General features: G+C 38.3%; 15 protein-coding genes. 5 read left to right on the plus strand and 10 right to left on the minus strand.

Features of this window, described 5'->3' with window-relative positions; all coding sequences use genetic code 11:
* A complete protein-coding gene (locus ACN6MT_RS01415) occupies nt 1-1,269 on the minus strand; it encodes an MFS transporter (protein WP_419954518.1) in 1,269 nt (422 codons plus the stop codon).
* A gap of 191 nt (nt 1,270-1,460) precedes the next feature.
* Here ACN6MT_RS01415 and ACN6MT_RS01420 point away from each other — a divergent pair, with 191 nt between their 5' ends.
* A complete protein-coding gene (locus ACN6MT_RS01420) occupies nt 1,461-3,296 on the plus strand; it encodes an LTA synthase family protein (protein ID WP_419954519.1) in 1,836 nt (611 codons plus the stop codon).
* A 39-nt stretch (nt 3,297-3,335) separates the two neighbouring features.
* Here ACN6MT_RS01420 and ACN6MT_RS01425 read toward each other — a convergent pair whose 3' ends face one another.
* The 5 genes from ACN6MT_RS01425 to ACN6MT_RS01445 form a co-directional block, all read right to left on the minus strand.
* The gene (locus tag ACN6MT_RS01425) at nt 3,336-4,361 is read right to left on the minus strand and encodes a DUF418 domain-containing protein (protein WP_419954520.1); all 1,026 of its coding nucleotides are present in this window, start codon (nt 4,359-4,361) and stop codon (nt 3,336-3,338) included.
* Between the two features lie 14 nt (nt 4,362-4,375).
* Nucleotides 4,376-4,876, minus strand: coding sequence for a hypothetical protein (locus tag ACN6MT_RS01430; protein WP_419954521.1), 501 nt, complete (start codon nt 4,874-4,876; stop codon nt 4,376-4,378).
* Between the two features lie 118 nt (nt 4,877-4,994).
* Nucleotides 4,995-5,870: an aldo/keto reductase gene (locus ACN6MT_RS01435; protein WP_419954522.1), complete on the minus strand. Its 876-nt coding sequence runs from the start codon at nt 5,868-5,870 to the stop codon at nt 4,995-4,997.
* A gap of 73 nt (nt 5,871-5,943) precedes the next feature.
* Nucleotides 5,944-6,708, minus strand: a complete 765-nt coding sequence (gene aroD, locus ACN6MT_RS01440) for a type I 3-dehydroquinate dehydratase (protein ID WP_419954523.1) — start codon at nt 6,706-6,708, stop codon at nt 5,944-5,946.
* A gap of 22 nt (nt 6,709-6,730) precedes the next feature.
* On the minus strand, nt 6,731-7,234 hold the full coding sequence (locus tag ACN6MT_RS01445; RefSeq protein WP_235847151.1) for a shikimate kinase: 504 nt from the start codon (nt 7,232-7,234) through the stop codon (nt 6,731-6,733).
* A gap of 185 nt (nt 7,235-7,419) precedes the next feature.
* Here ACN6MT_RS01445 and ACN6MT_RS01450 point away from each other — a divergent pair, with 185 nt between their 5' ends.
* Nucleotides 7,420-8,475, plus strand: coding sequence for a potassium channel family protein (locus ACN6MT_RS01450; RefSeq protein WP_419954524.1), 1,056 nt, complete (start codon nt 7,420-7,422; stop codon nt 8,473-8,475).
* Nucleotides 8,476-8,520: 45 nt separating this feature from the next.
* Here ACN6MT_RS01450 and ACN6MT_RS01455 read toward each other — a convergent pair whose 3' ends face one another.
* Nucleotides 8,521-8,745 (minus strand): hypothetical protein, encoded by a 225-nt coding sequence (locus ACN6MT_RS01455; RefSeq protein WP_402623371.1) that lies wholly within the window; start codon nt 8,743-8,745, stop codon nt 8,521-8,523.
* A 250-nt stretch (nt 8,746-8,995) separates the two neighbouring features.
* Here ACN6MT_RS01455 and ACN6MT_RS01460 point away from each other — a divergent pair, with 250 nt between their 5' ends.
* A complete protein-coding gene (locus ACN6MT_RS01460) occupies nt 8,996-10,186 on the plus strand; it encodes an MFS transporter (protein ID WP_419954525.1) in 1,191 nt (396 codons plus the stop codon).
* A gap of 37 nt (nt 10,187-10,223) precedes the next feature.
* On the opposite strand, the gene ACN6MT_RS01465 is transcribed toward ACN6MT_RS01460, so the two are convergent.
* Nucleotides 10,224-10,652, minus strand: a complete 429-nt coding sequence (locus ACN6MT_RS01465) for a DUF4395 domain-containing protein (protein ID WP_419954526.1) — start codon at nt 10,650-10,652, stop codon at nt 10,224-10,226.
* Between the two features lie 144 nt (nt 10,653-10,796).
* Here ACN6MT_RS01465 and ACN6MT_RS01470 point away from each other — a divergent pair, with 144 nt between their 5' ends.
* Entirely contained in the window at nt 10,797-11,615 is an 819-nt protein-coding gene (locus ACN6MT_RS01470) for a PRD domain-containing protein (RefSeq protein WP_419954527.1), read from the plus strand.
* Nucleotides 11,616-11,785: 170 nt separating this feature from the next.
* On the opposite strand, the gene nagE is transcribed toward ACN6MT_RS01470, so the two are convergent.
* Entirely contained in the window at nt 11,786-13,234 is a 1,449-nt protein-coding gene (gene nagE / locus ACN6MT_RS01475; protein WP_419954528.1) for an N-acetylglucosamine-specific PTS transporter subunit IIBC, read from the minus strand.
* A 243-nt stretch (nt 13,235-13,477) separates the two neighbouring features.
* Nucleotides 13,478-13,960: a PTS sugar transporter subunit IIA gene (locus ACN6MT_RS01480; protein WP_419954529.1), complete on the minus strand. Its 483-nt coding sequence runs from the start codon at nt 13,958-13,960 to the stop codon at nt 13,478-13,480.
* A gap of 400 nt (nt 13,961-14,360) precedes the next feature.
* On the opposite strand from ACN6MT_RS01480, the gene ACN6MT_RS01485 reads away from it, so the two are divergent.
* On the plus strand, nt 14,361-15,851 hold the full coding sequence (locus ACN6MT_RS01485; RefSeq protein WP_419954530.1) for a peptide MFS transporter: 1,491 nt from the start codon (nt 14,361-14,363) through the stop codon (nt 15,849-15,851).
* Nucleotides 15,852-15,920 lie beyond the last annotated feature (69 nt).

Genomic DNA, 15,920 nt, shown 5'->3' on the forward strand with positions numbered 1-15,920 from the left:
CTAAGCCTGCGGCTGCTTCTCCGCCATTGAAATGCTTGCCACTTCCTCTTTTACTTTGAAAAGCGGAACAACCAGTAAGGACCCAATCAGAAATAACACACCAGAAATCGTATAAACACCGGATAATGTCAGCGGTATTTTCACAACACCTGCAACTGACATTCCAATCACCATCATCCCCATAAATAACGGACTTAGGACACCATTCACTCGACCAATAAATGCCTCTTCTGAATATTTGAGAATGATGGTGTTAATCCCTATATGAATACACGGGAAGAATATACCGTTCAATATCTGCAATACCAATGTTACCGTAAAGCTTGTTGACCAGCCAACGCCGACTGTGAATACCATACTTGCAAAAATTCCGATTGCAAGAAGCTTTTGTGGTGAGATCTTTTTTGAGAATGCCATAACGATACCACCGCCAGCCAGCATTCCAATACCGTTTGCCATTAACAGCCACTGCAGGGATTCCTTTGGCATTCCCAGTTTTTCTATGGTAATAAAAATCATTAACGGTGAAATTAATCCAACCGCCAAACCACAAACAGCAAAAATACCACCCATTGATTTCAATACCCTTTTTGACATCACATAACGAAAACCATCTGCAAGCTCTTTTTTAAAATTATTTTGTATTTCCGATTTTTCTTTCTCCAAATCACGCGGCAGGAACATAAGCACTAGTCCTGACAGTAAGAACATCGCACCCATGACACCAATTGAAATGTAAATTCCATAGTTCTGATAGACAAGTGTTCCAATTACTGGACCGATGACCATGAAAATGGCCATCAATGATTGGAAGATAGCCATAACCGATTGCAGCTGTTCACCTGGTACATGTTGCTTTAATAGTTTCATTGCCGATGGCATGGAAAATTGAGATAAAATTGCCGAAATAAGCGTTGCAAAGAATATGGCCTGCCACGATCCAAAAAGTAGTGCCAGCAGTACCAAACCGATTGATAATGCTGACAACATATCGCACCAAACCATAGTCAGCTTAGGCTTCCATCTGTCAGCAAATGTTCCTCCGATAAATGAAAATATAAATATAGGGGTAAACTCAACCACTGAAATCAATGAAACATAAACCGGATCATTGTTGGTTATATCGGTAACGTATAGTAAAATTGCAAAATTTCTTATCCAAATTCCTAACTGGAGTAAAAAGTTTGAAGACATAATGGCTAATACAATTCGATTTGAAAATATATTCCCAGTTGAAATGGATGACGCGCCCTGATTGTTACCCTCCATCGTATTCCTCCCTTAAAATCTTTATAAAGTTATTTTTGCCAAAATTCTGCATAATCATATCATATTGAAAAATTTATTTCAGCAGATACCCAAGGTTTCAGAAAATTAATATTTATTTCCAAATTAGTTGATAGTATTGTAGAAGTTTTGATAAGTTAAGGGAGAAGAGTATCTTAGTAGAGGTGTTTTTTATGAATAAGGTTTTGAGCCGTGGTTTTCTTCAACCAATTGTATTACTATTGGTTGTTTTGTTTATAAAAATTTATGCCTTTCAGATTGTCGTTTTTGAAAACACATCGTTTTTTCATGTGTTACTTATTGAGTTTCCTATGTGGGCTCTAGTTTTAACTGCTCTCATGATATTTTTTAAAAAACGGACCTGGTTAGCCATTTGGCTTTATAACTTAATCTTGTCAGTGCTGTTCATTGTCGTTGTTTATTATACTCGGTATTTTTCAACCATACCATCTTATTATGATGTCAAACAAATTTATCAATCCAACTCTGTCGGAGGCACAGTTGCCTTACTTGGAAGCCCGTATGATTTTCTGTTTTTCCTAGATATAGTGATAATCCTCCCGCTTATTTGGTTTTTCAAGAGAAATTCTACTACCTTTACCTCAGCAAAGAGATGGACAGCTGGATTTGGCTGTATCGGACTCATCATGACTGTTATCGCATTTCGCTATCCTTTAATTGATGTTTCCTACTTTGCAAAGAAGCACGGCTATATCCAATCACAATTCGTTCAAGCTTATGAAAATAGCCTAGGGACAGCCTTTGCAAGTCAGGAGTATATGTCTGAAAAAGAACTTGAAAAGCTTAAGGGAAACACCTATGTCCAAGCTGCTGAACAAAGCACGTTTGGACTCGCAAAAAACCGCCATGTTTTTGTTATTCAAGTGGAGTCTTTGCAGGAATTCACGATTAATCAAAAGATAAACGGGCAGGAAATCACACCAAATTTAAATGCACTCTTAAAAGAAAGTGCCTATTTCGATCATGTCTATCAACAAATTGGGGCAGGTAACACATCGGATGCTGAATGGCTCATGCATACCTCCTTATACCCTGAAGGCATGGACCCAACCGTTAATACCCTTGACGGTGAAGAGATACCTTCACTGGTTCGGACTTTAAAAAAGAATGGCTACGGCACTGCCACTTATCACGCCGATGATATTACCTATTGGAGTCGTGATAAGTTATATCCAGCACTTGGATTTGATTATATCTACACTAGTAGTGAGATTCCAAACGAAAAAGAAATCGGCTTTGGTCCGGCAGATGAAGTGCTGTTTAACTTTGTGGACGAACAGCTAGAAAAGCAGTTAAAGACGCACGAAAAGATGTATTCGAATATTATTACGCTTACAAGCCATACACCATTTGAAATGCCCGAAGAATACGAACTTCTAGACTTACCGGAAAACTATAAAGAAACGTATGTCGGGAACTACTTTCAATCTGTTCGTTATACGGATGAACAGATTGGGTTATTCATTAACCATCTAAAGAAGTTAGGTATCTATGATGAATCTGTTATTTTGATTTATGGCGATCACTCTGGTCTTCACGGTGCACCTGTTACCGATCACGATAAGACCTTGTTAAAAAAAGTATTAGGTCACGAATACACCATGCAAGACCGCTTCATTGTACCAGTATTATTTACGGCACCAGGTCTATTTACAGGTGATACTTATTCACACCTTGGAGGTCAAATTGACCTAATGCCGACTCTATTAAACTTACTTGGTATCGAGCATGAAACGCAAATGATGGGGCACAATCTCTTTCATTACAAAAAGAACGTGCTTGGAATGCGCTATTATCTGCCTGGTGGATCGTTTATTAGTGATAAGACTATTTATACTGCACCAAGTGCCAAGCTCCCTGCTTCCATCTATAATCGAAAAACCATGAAGAAAACAAAGAATACGAATGGACTTCAAAAAAGTATTGATAATTCCTTAACACTCATGGAGTACTCGGATTATATCCGCAAAGAACAAACAGAGGATTAGGTAAAGGACCTGCATGAATCGCATGCAGGTCCTTTCTTTTTAGTTTACAGCTTTAACATGTTTCCTCATTGGCGGCACCTCTAAATACGTAACAACACGCCATACCCACTCCAGTGGTCCAAATTGAAAAAGTCGAAGCCAGACTACACTATAGATAAGCTGGATTACGTAAATCGTTAGACAAACTAGTAAAGATTGGAGATAGGTTAATGAATCAAACAAGTTGAATAGATATCCAGCTAAATAGATAAAGACAGTTTGAAAAATATAGTTTGTCAGCGCCATCCGCCCATAGCTCTTCAAAGGGGACAACAGCTTTTGAACAAACTGAAATTGCAGAAGCAGAATTAGCACCCCAACATATAAAGCGGAAACAAGTGGTCCAATCATAATTCCTATACTTAAAAATTGATAGGTAACCTCGTCAACTCCGGTATAAAAACCAAATGGTGCAGCTGGCACATGTTGATATTGAAAAATAAGTCCCGCTGCACTTACTACTAGCAGAAGAGCAGTAAAGATCACAGCTCTTTTTATCTTCCCCGCCACACCTTCAAAGAGATGATATTGACCAGCAGTAATCCCCAGCAGCATCAGCGGCACAACCATAAACAGCTTGAAGGCCATGACACTTATCGCGATTAGCAGGATTAATCCAATGGCAAGGTTAATTTCCTTTTTCACTTTGTAAAATGGAAGTAAAAGCAGTCCTGTCACGGCATAAACAGTTAATGCCTCTCCAGGATGGAATTTAACATGGAACCAGCCTAATATAAATAATGCCGTCACCCTTCGCAAAAACAAAACGTAGCCGTTTTTCCCCTTCGCATTCGCTCTTGAGATAAATAGATAAAAGCCTACACCGAACAAAAAAGAAAAAAGCGTATAAAACCTTCCCTCTACAAATAAAAAGAGAAACCTTTGATAGTAGGCATCCGCTGTGCCTTGCTCAGGCACTTTCACAGCCAACAGCGGCAGAATGTTAACTAGAATAATTCCCAGCAACGCAAATCCTCGTAAATAATCGAGGCTTTCTATTCGTTTAGCACTTTCCGTTGGCTTCAACCAACTCACCTCCATTAGATTGGAATGAACATATGTACAAGAAAGAGTAGAAAAAAGATCATGGCTGTTGTGAGATGAAATTTCCGTCTAAATCCGGAAGACTTTTTATGACGTAAATACCCTGCAGCCAAAGTAAGGAACAGAAAGGATATAGCCAGATAGCCGCTGATGATTTTTATGTTATCAAAACCAACAACCGGAGCAATTTTATATAAATTGATAACGGCATGACCAACAATAATGGTTGTAGCTGTTACTGCAATTGAAATATGCCACTTCATCATAACTCTTGAGAATTTTGCAAGACGGATCTTAACCTGTCTTATAGAGGTTTTGCGAATAACTAGAAATATAAAATACATATTAATATTAATCAAAAAGAGGACCATCGCTATTTGTGCCAGCAGCCGAGCCAAAATGACTAAACTGCTGTCAGGCGGAAGGAAAAACCAGATATAAATAAACGAAACGACAATCAAAATACTATTTACCGCAATCCAAAGTTTATGGGGCAAGCTTTTCCCTCCTTTGTTACAAGATATTAAATCGAGTTTATGCTCTGTATCAGGGATATCAGCGTTGGTTTAAAAATATTGGCGAATATTGAAATTTATCAGTGTTCCGCCGCACAAGCTAATATTTTACTAAACTCATACCCTCATTGGCTTTTGGAAAGTATGTATCAATTAATTGTAAATCTTCATCCGATAATGTCAGTTCTAATGCTTTAAGATTGCTCTTGATATGTGTAATGTTTTTGGCTTTCGGAATTGTAATGAGGTTCTCATGCCTAAGAATCCAATTCAATGCCACTTGGTAAGCTGTTGCGCCATATTTTTCGCCAATCTTATCCAATATCTGACGTTCCTTTGTATCCTGTTCTGGGAATCCAATTCCGCCAAAAAATTGTGGGGCATAACCAAATGGTGAGTAGCCCATAACCGTCACCTCATGCTTCTGACAATATGGTATTACATCATTCTCGACCCTGCGGTCATTCAAATGATATCCCACCTGATTACACATAATAACATGACTGCCTAAGACAGCCTGTGCTTCATCCATCAACTGCGGTGTGAAATTACTTACTCCTATATATTTGACTAAACCTTTATCAAGTAAATACGCCATCGCTCGCATCGTTTCTTCTATGGGGTGTTCCTTACTCGGCCAATGTTGCAAATAGAGATCGATATACGTGGTGTTTAACCTCTCCAAACTTCTCTCTGCCGCTTCAATCACACCTTTATAGGAACAGTTTTTTGCTGAGACTTTTGTCGTTAAAAAAATTTCTTTACGGCAATCATTGATTGCCTCTGCTACAACTCGCTCAGCACCGCCTTTGCTATATTCCTCCGCAGTATCAATTAAAGTTAGTCCATTTTCAATTCCAAATCTTAACGCCCTAACCTCTTCTACTGCCAAATTTTTATCTTCTCCATATGTCCATGTTCCTTGGCCTATTACAGGCACTTTTACACTTGTCTTTCCCAGGTTCCGGTACATCATAACAAATCCCCCCAAAATCCCTTTTACTTCTACTATACACAAAAAAAGAAAGCACCCATAGCGGATACCTTCCTTATAAACTAGAATTTATGAGTGTAAGAGCTCTCCTTAATTCGGTGACAGGCACCTGACCAGGAGCGGAAGCCTTTTTGGCCGCACCAAATGTTAATGCAGACCCAAATATTTCACCCGCTAAACGGCTGACCACTCCCTTACCCGCCATAGACATCGTAATAATCGGTCTGTCCGCATATTGCTCATGCATTGTGTTCGTTGCATCCAATAAGGTCAACACATCTGCAGCGTTACGCGGCATAACTGCGATCTTCGGTAAATCTCCGCCTAACTCCTGAGCCTTGCGTAAACGGGAAACAATCTCTTCCTTTGCCGGCGTTTTGTCAAAATCATGATTCGAAATGATAACATACATATTGCTAGCATGGGCTTCAGAAATAAGCTTTACGATTTCCTCTTCCTCATTAAATAGTTCAACATCAATGATATCTATCTGACCACTCTTGACAATCGCCTTATTTAATTCAAAATAGTATGCGGCGCTGACTTCCTTTTCTCCGCCTTCTTTTGCACTGCGGAATGTAAAGATAAGCGGAGTATTATGTAAGATGGATCGTATTGAATTTAATGCCTCTTTTACTTTCTCTAAATCCTCCACATGCTCAAAAAAATCAACACGCCACTCCACAACATCTAAGTCAACTGTTTTAAGAAACGAGGCCTCTTCTACTAATTCCGATACAGTCTCCCCAACCATCGGGACGCAGATTTTCGGTGCCCCTTCCCCAATCGTTATCCCCTTTACGGTGACACTTCTTTTCATCTTCTCCACTCCCCTTGACCTTTTACTTAGTTTCGTGTAATTCCCAAGATAATTTCAGGGTTTTTACAATGCTCTCAGCTAATTCATCTACATTTTGGTCGCTTATTTCAATGATTGAGTGATAATTATTTTTATAAATCTCTTTTCTTTTATAAAATAACTCTTCTATTTCTTCCATTGTTTTACCCTGCAGGACAGGACGGCTGTCAATAATCGAACTTAAACGATTTTTCCATGCATCCCAAGTGATATCTAAATAAAATACAATACTCGAAGAGAGGCATACCTGTCTGATTTCTTCCTGAAGGAATGCTCCGCCTCCAACAGAAATAATCTTAAGCTTGTACTCACATAGATTCTGAATTACTTCTTTTTCCTTTTCTCTAAAGGCTTTCTCTCCAATTTCGGCAAAAATCTTCGGAATGGGCATATTGTATTCTTTTTCAATTTCTTCATCGATATCAATAAAATCTCGATACAGCTTTTGTGCTACCAGCTTCCCAATGGTTGTTTTTCCCGCACCCATGAAACCAATAAATACAATGTTTTTTTCTCTTAGTGAATTTGACAACGTCTTCCATCTCCCAAGGACAAATAATATTGATACCATTATAAGCTTTCTAAACCATAAAACCAATCATGGTTATTTTCTATCCCTTTTTGGGAATATAAGTATAAACAGTGATTGGAAAGCTAGGAGATACTATGGGAATGCCCTTTAAAAAATTGTTATACTATCTAACCAAACTGCGAAACAGAATCTTTTTTCCTCTGATCACTTTATATGTATTATTTGCTGCCTATATCGCCTTATATATTGAGCCAGATACGTTTGACACCTATCTTACCGCTATTTACTGGGTTCTAACTACACTTGCTACAGTTGGATTTGGTGACTATGCTCCCGTCACCCAGCTAGGTCAAGCATTCACGATTGTTCTGTATATAACAGGAATCGGGTTAGTCAGTGTGTTTATTGGAAAAATGTTAAAAGTGGTCTATCTGTTCGATAAACTTAAAGTTGGTGGAAAGATGAAATATACTGGTAAAAATCATATCATTCTCATTGGATGGAGCGATAAATCACAGTTAGCCATCAAAGAAATTCTAAAATCAGATAAATCCATTGATATTGTCATCATTGACGAACTCGAAAATGCACCAATGGTGGAGAAACAGTTGTATTATGTTCGCGGCGATGCAACTGATGAAGAAACACTTTACCAAGCAAACTTACCGGAAGCTAAAGGTGTTATCATTTTTGCTGATCAAATTACGCAAGATAACTTCGCGACAAGGGATCCGCTACTTGTTGATGGGAAAACATTACTCATTGCTACAGCCATTACCTCAATAGAGGAGAAATTAAATACACCCATCCATGTAACGGCCGAAGTAATCTTTCAAAAACATATTCGTTTATTCCAACGGGTGAAGGTAGATGAATTTATACCGACACAGGAAATGATTTCTCACGCAGCCGTTCGCTCGCTGTTTTCTCACGGCGTGACCAATATGTATTCTGAGTTAATGAGCAGTCAATACGAGGAAGCTATGTATGAAATATCGAAACAGGACGAGTGGAAAACCTATCGGGACGCCTTTAAGGATTTGCTCAATAAAGGCGCAACACTCGTTGCAGACCGCGGAGATCTTCATATTAATCGAAAACTCGACGAGCCCATTCCCGAGGATGCCCAGCTATTTGTCATATGTGACAAGGAGACACTAACGAAGATCAATCCAGATTACAAACCCGCCAAATAAAAAATAGGTCCTATCTATTGGATAGAACCTATTTTTTATTGGTAGTTAACCTAATTTTATTTTATCTTGCGGCTCATCGAGTTTCATACGTTCTAGCTCGAGTCTCATTCTTTCCGTTTCAATCAAATAATTTTCATGTTTAAGTTTCTCTAATTCAAGTTCCCCTTGAATCATTTTGTATTTAATTTTATTCTGTTTTTGAAAATGTGTTGTTAAAATAGCAATGATCGGAATCGAGAATACCATAATAACTGCAATTGTTCCTGTCATATTACTTCCTCCTTTTCATAAAGAAGCTATATACACTCTGCTCAGTTAAATAATACCAAATCCTAGCAATAGTTTGTACAGAATTATCAAAAAATAAAACCTGGAAATCAACAGTTCCACTTTACACAGCCCTATTTTTAAATAAACTTTCTCTTTGACAAAAGCATGTACGGCTATATAAGATAGTAAGCAGTGAAAAAGTTTACACTATAAAAATAGGTGTAATTCTTTGCATAAAGGGGGCTTCTTGATGACGGGGGATCAACGAAAGAAAATCACCATGTTGATGATCAACATGTTTATAGCAATTGGGAGTTTTGGTATCATTATTCCCATTTTACCAGCCTATCTGGAATCCATTAATCAAGGCGGAACAGCTGCTGGCCTGTTCATTGCCATATTTGCCGGAGCACAGTTTATCTTTTCTCCAATTGCAGGTAAATGGACAGATCAATACGGCCGGAGAAAAATGATTATTTACGGTCTGGCAGGTTTAACCCTGTCGATGTTTATTTTTTACGCGTCCAACTCCATCTGGGTACTTTATGCCTCTCGTGCAGTTGGTGGAATCGGCTGTGCTATGCTTGTTCCAGCCATTTTTGCTTATATTGCAGACATTACCACGATGGAGCAACGGGCAAAAGGGAATAGCTTAGTTTCCGCTGCCATGTCTCTTGGAATTGTTGTCGGCCCTGGAATCGGTGGATTCTTGGCAGGATTCGGATTAAAATTTCCTATTTTAATATCAGCGCTTGTTTCTCTAGTCTCTGTATTGTTTTCAGTTCTCCTTTTAAAAGAGAGTCAAACTACTCCTATCGGAGAATCAGCAGAAATGCTCCCTGATGAGTCCATGCCTCGTAAAATAGCTCGCTCAGTGAACATGCCTTATTTCATTCCACTCATTATTACACTTGTCATGAGTTTCGGATTAATTGCCTACGAATCGGTTATAGGTTTATATCTTGATAATCAATTTCAATCATCCGCGAAGGATATCGCCGTAATGGTTACGGCAACTGGGGTTGTCAGTGTTATTGTTCAGCTCTTTGTAGTTGATCGAATTGTAAATCGATATGGTGAAAAATCAGTATTGAATGTTTTTATTGCTGTGGCTGCAGCTGGATTTTTATTTTCACTGTTCGCTTCCAGTTACTCTCTATTCTTTATCATTTCACTTTTTATTTTCCTCTCCACCTCTATACTACGCCCAGTGTTGAATACATTGATTTCTAAGCTGGCAGGAAATGAACAGGGCTTTGCAATGGGGATGAATAACGCTTATATGAGTATTGGTAACGTACTTGGGCCAACTCTTGCAGGTTTACTATATGACGTCAAAATTACCTATCCATTCATACTAGGTTTTGTATTATTGATCATAACACTGTTCATTACCTTTACATGGCAAAAACGATCACTAAAAACAAAAGCGGCTTTATAGACAAAAAAACTGATGCAGAATGCCTGCATCAGTTTTTTTATGATTTAATTGCTTTTCTATATTTAAACATCTTCCATTGATAATGAATAAAACAGCCGATGCAAAATCCGAGGATAGCCACAAATGCCGCAGTCGCAACCATAATTGTAAACACATATCCCACTGTATTCCATCCAGCCAGAAAACTAATGAATCCGCCGGCCAAACAAATTACAGCTATTTTCTGATTAAATTGCTGCTGTTCCCAGTCCTCAGGAATATATTCATGAGGCTTTTTCTTTAGAAAATACTTTGCAATGTTCATGACGGGATTATATTTAAAAACAATTCCGGATATACCTGCAAGTAATGGGATAATCAAAAACCATCCCTGACCGAAAGCCAGTGTTAACAGGGCACTAATGACAATCACCCATTGGTTTGTTTTTACAAGTGGTCTTGGGATAGAACGTACTTTATCTGACAAGTAAAACCCACCTTTCTTATCGGTATTATTGGTGATTATCTTTTAGTTTACCTCCTTTATGCAGTTTTGTATAGCCTAAAGGTAGATTCATTCTGTTTTAAAATGTAAGATGGATGTAATAGCGTAACAAGGAGCTGTCGTTTCGTGAAAATAAAAAAAATCCTCAATAACAATGCTGTTGTCGTTTTAGACAATAATGAAGAAAAGATAGCAATTGGTGCGGGAATTGCCTATGAAAAAAGGAAGAATGACATCATCAATCCGAGTAAAATTGAAAAGCTATTTGTTATGAAGGAAAATGAGAAGTTCCAACAGCTTCTGCAGCAAATTCCGGAAAAACACTTTTCGATTTCTGAAGAGATTATCTCTTATGCAGAAGATAATTTGGGATTGAAATTAAATGAGCATATTCATATCGGTTTAACAGATCACTTGTCTTTTGCTATTGAAAGGGCAACAGAGGGAATTCACCTCAAGAATAAACTTTTTGATGAAATAAAAATCCTCTATAAAAAAGAATTTGATATTGGCATGTGGGCGATTAGACATATTGAAAAAATGACAAGTGTAAAAATGCCAGTGGATGAAGCAGCCTATATCGCCCTGCACATTCATACTTCAAAGCCCCAAAGCAGTGATATGAAGCAAACACTTCGGCAGACCGCTATCATTGGAGAAATGATACAGACAATTAAGGATACACTTAGTATAGCAATAGAAGAAGATGACCTTTCCTATCAGCGTTTAATGACTCATTTAAGATTTGCTCTAACCAGAATAAATGATGAATCCCAGCCAATAATGGATGATGAAATGCTGGCCATGTTAAAGAAAAAGTTCGCACTATCCTACAATGTTTCAATGAAAGTAGCCAAGCTTCTGGCCAAAAATCATGGTATCACCCTGCCTGAACAAGAACTCGGATATATCACCATTCATATAGAAAGAATTAGAAATAGATAGATATAAAAGCCGGATTGCGGTGCCCAGGGAAAATGCAGTTCAATTTTCCCTAGGGGAGACAGCAACTCCAAAAAGCGTACAGTTTCTAAAAAACCTCACCCCCTAGTCTCGGAAGCTAAACAGAAAAAACCGCTTGAACCAAATGGTCCAAGCGGTTTTTTTATTCAATCTTATTTTCCCTTACGGATTTTTGCAATTTCATCAGCGACGAATTGAACATTTGTACCGACGATAACTTGAATACTGTTTTTCCCAACAATATTTATTCCTGGTACTCCAGTAGATTTAATCTTCTTCTGATCTACTGCATCCATATCCTTAACCTCTAAGCGCAAGCGTGTTACACAATTATCTACAGATGTAACGTTTGCGTCTCCGCCTAAGCCTTCATAGATCTTAGCAGCCATTGCAGAGAACTTATTACCACCTGCATTTTCGGCATCCTCTGATACTTCATCCGTATCATCTTCACGGCCAGGTGTCATCAAGTTGAATTTTGTAATGATAAAACGGAATAAGAAATAGTAAATGACTGCAAACACTAGACCTTGGACTAGTAACATATATGGTTGGTTTGCAATTGGAATTTTCAAGCTTAACACAAAGTCAACCAATCCTGCACTAAAGCCAAATCCTGCTGTCCATTGGAACGCAGCTGCAACGGCTAATGAAAGACCTGTTAGTAAAGCATGTGTTACATAAAGTGCAGGAGCAGCGAACATAAACGCAAATTCAAGAGGTTCTGTAACCCCAGTGAAGAAAGAAGCGACACCAGCGGCCATCATTAAAGCAGCCACTTGTTTTTTCTTGGATGATTTAGCAGTATGGTACATTGCTAATGCGGCCGCTGGTAAACCAAACATCATAACTGGGAAGAAACCAGCCTGATATCTACCAGTAATACCTGTTTCCCCCTTACTAGACCAGAAGTTTCCAATATCATTAATACCAGCAACATCAAACCAGAATACGGAGTTTAAGGCATGGTGTAATCCGATTGGAATTAATAACCGGTTAAAGAAACCATAAATACCTGCACCAATTGCACCTAAATCACTAATCCCTTTACCAAAAGAAACGAGTCCAGAGAAGACGACTGGCCAAACAAAGAACATGACTAATGATACAGCTAACATCGCTACGGATGTCATAATAGGAACTAGGCGTTTTCCGCTAAAGAAAGATAACGCATCGGGTAATTTCACATGACTGAAACGATTGTACATAATTGCCGCGATAATACCAGAAAGAATCCCTGTAAATTGTGTTCCAATTTTTCCAAATGCTGCGTTAACGGATTCTGGATCAATCCCTTGAAGCAAAGCTACTGAGTTTGTTGATAACACAGTAGTAATAACCAAATAAGCGACCAATCCGCTCAGTGCTGCTGAACCATCTTTGTCTTTGGACATACCTAACGCTACCCCAACTGCAAAAAGGATAGCCATGTTATCGATAATGGATCCACCTGCTTTAATTAAGAAAGCTGCAACTGGACTATCTGCTCCCCAGCCCGTAGGGTCAATCCAGTACCCAATACCCATCAATATTGCGGCAGCAGGCAAAACGGCTACTGGCAGCATTAAAGAACGGCCTAATCTTTGAAGATATTTCATCATTGTTTATTCCCCCTATCTTTTTATAAAACCAATCACATATAGCCCTCTTGTGCAATTAATCCTCGAAACTCGTTTACCAGATTGAATTGGTTTCCTCCTGCTTGAGTAACCTGTATAAATAAAGAATAATTGCCTGCAGAATGGATTCGCAAAATTCAATCTTTATTAGCAGTATGCAGCAATTGTACAAGATTCTTACATATTATTTTTTACCTCGACCACCTCCTTTAATAGAAGATTAGCTTAGGAACCTGAAATGATTACCGTTTTTCCTTGAACGGCAATTTTCTCCTCTGTGAGAGTATAATGCCTGTTTCTATCTTCACTATTTGTAATAACAATCGGTGTTATCGTGCTTTTTGCATTTTTACTAATATATTCCCAATCAACCTCCATTATCATCTGGCCAACTGAAATCTTATCCCCTTCATTAACGGCTACTCTAAACCCCTTTCCATTTAATGACACTGTTTCCAACCCTACATGGATTAGAATTTCTGTCCCATCACTGGCACGAATTCCAATAGCATGCTTTGTGGCAGCGATGAGAATAACTGTGCCGTCTACAGGAGAATATACCTTTCCCTCCTTTGGGAGTATGGCTATCCCTTCACCCATCATTTTTTGGCTGAATACTGGATCTGGAACCTCTTCTAATGATCTAATGTCTCCATTAACCGGTGCATATATTTGTAGTTTTGACTTTTTAAAAATACTAAATACCATACCCATACCTCTTTCCTTTCAAAAAAATAAAAAAAGGCATGGAGGTACAATAAAAGGGCAGAAAGCCGGCTTTTATTTTACCACCATGCCTGATCGTGTCAGTAACATGTGATCACTATTTACAATTAATGCAATTATATCATGGAACAGATAAAAAACAAGTGAAAGCGGTATCAATTTTTAAAAAACTGTTCTCTATTTCTTCTAAACTGTTTTTGCAATAATTCCTCTTATCAAAATAGAATTATTATTTCAAAAAAACTTTCTTTTTACCCGAGAAACTTCAACATTCCTGATATAACAATGTTTCTAATTATTATAATCCTATTTACCAAAAATAGTTTTTGACAATTGAAAACAATCGAAAGTATTATAATATAATATAAAGGGAGGTAGAATTATGTCGAATTATAATAGGCAGAAAATTGTGGATAGTGTACCCCAAACAGGATTCTTCGGACATCCAAAAGGATTATTCACACTTTTCTTTACAGAATTCTGGGAGCGTTTCTCTTACTACGGAATGAGAGCCATCCTAGTCTACTATATGTACTATGAGGTCTCAAAAGGCGGATTAGGGCTCGATGAAAACTTAGCTCTTTCCATTATGTCTATTTATGGGTCACTCGTTTATATGTCTGGAATTATCGGAGGATGGTTAGCTGACAGAATATTCGGTACTTCTAAAGCGGTATTCTACGGTGGAATACTGATTATGTTTGGTCATATTATTCTTGCTATACCTGGCAGTGTTGCCATGTTCTTTGTATCCATGGTGTTAATCGTACTTGGAACAGGACTGCTGAAGCCAAATGTCTCAACTGCAGTTGGTGAAATGTACAGTGAAACAGACGACCGCCGTGATGCCGGTTTTACCATCTTCTATATGGGAATCAACATGGGTGGATTCTTGGCACCGATAATTGTAGGAAGTGTGATGGGTTATAGCTTCCACTTAGGTTTTGGTATTGCTGCTGTTGGTATGTTCCTTGGTCTTGTCATGTTTGTTCTTACAAAAAAGAAAAACCTCGGACTTGCAGGTACCACTGTTCCGAACCCACTTTCAAAAGCGGAAAAGACGAAAACATTCACATTCATTGGATTGGGTGTTGTCATAATCGCTGTCATTTGTGCATTGTTAATCCCAATGGGAGTTCTTACATTCTCTAGCTTTATCAATATTGTTACATTCTTAGGCATTATCATTCCAACTATCTATTTTGTTGTTATGTATCGCAGTCCAAAAACTACTTCTGTAGAACGTTCTCGTATTATTGCTTATATTCCACTTTTCATTGCAGCTGTAATGTTCTGGTCCATTCAAGAGCAAGGCTCAACGATCCTTGCAAGCTATGCGGACAAGCGTACGCAATTAGATTGGATGGGCATGCACATATCACCAGCATGGTTCCAATCATTAAACCCGCTATTTATTATCATATTTGCACCTATATTTGCGGGATTATGGGTTAAATTAGGAAATCGCCAGCCAACAATACCGCAAAAATTCTCTTTATCCTTGTTATTTGCTGGTTTATCATTCCTAGTGATTTTGTTACCGGCTTACCTTGGTGGTACTGATTCATTGGTTAGTCCAATGTGGCTTGTTCTAAGCTATTTAATTGTTGTATTTGGTGAATTATGTATTTCACCTGTAGGTTTATCCGCAACAACAAAATTAGCACCTGCAGCCTTCTCAGCCCAAACCATGAGTTTATGGTTCCTAGCAAGTGCTGCAGCGCAAGCACTAAATGCACAAATCGTTAAGTTTTATACACCTGAAAACGAAATGGCTTACTTCGGTGTAATCGGTGGAGCAGCTATTGTTTTAAGTTTGATCCTTTTTGCATTGGCTCCGAAAATTCAGGGCTTAATGAAAGGAATCCGCTAAGTTGTTCAAAAAATTCAAAGCAGTATCTCATGATTTATGGGGTACTGCTTTTTTGCGTTATATAATCTT

The sequence above is a fragment of the Neobacillus niacini genome (genome assembly GCF_048572935.1).
Classification (GTDB): domain Bacteria; phylum Bacillota; class Bacilli; order Bacillales; family Cytobacillaceae; genus Neobacillus; species Neobacillus niacini.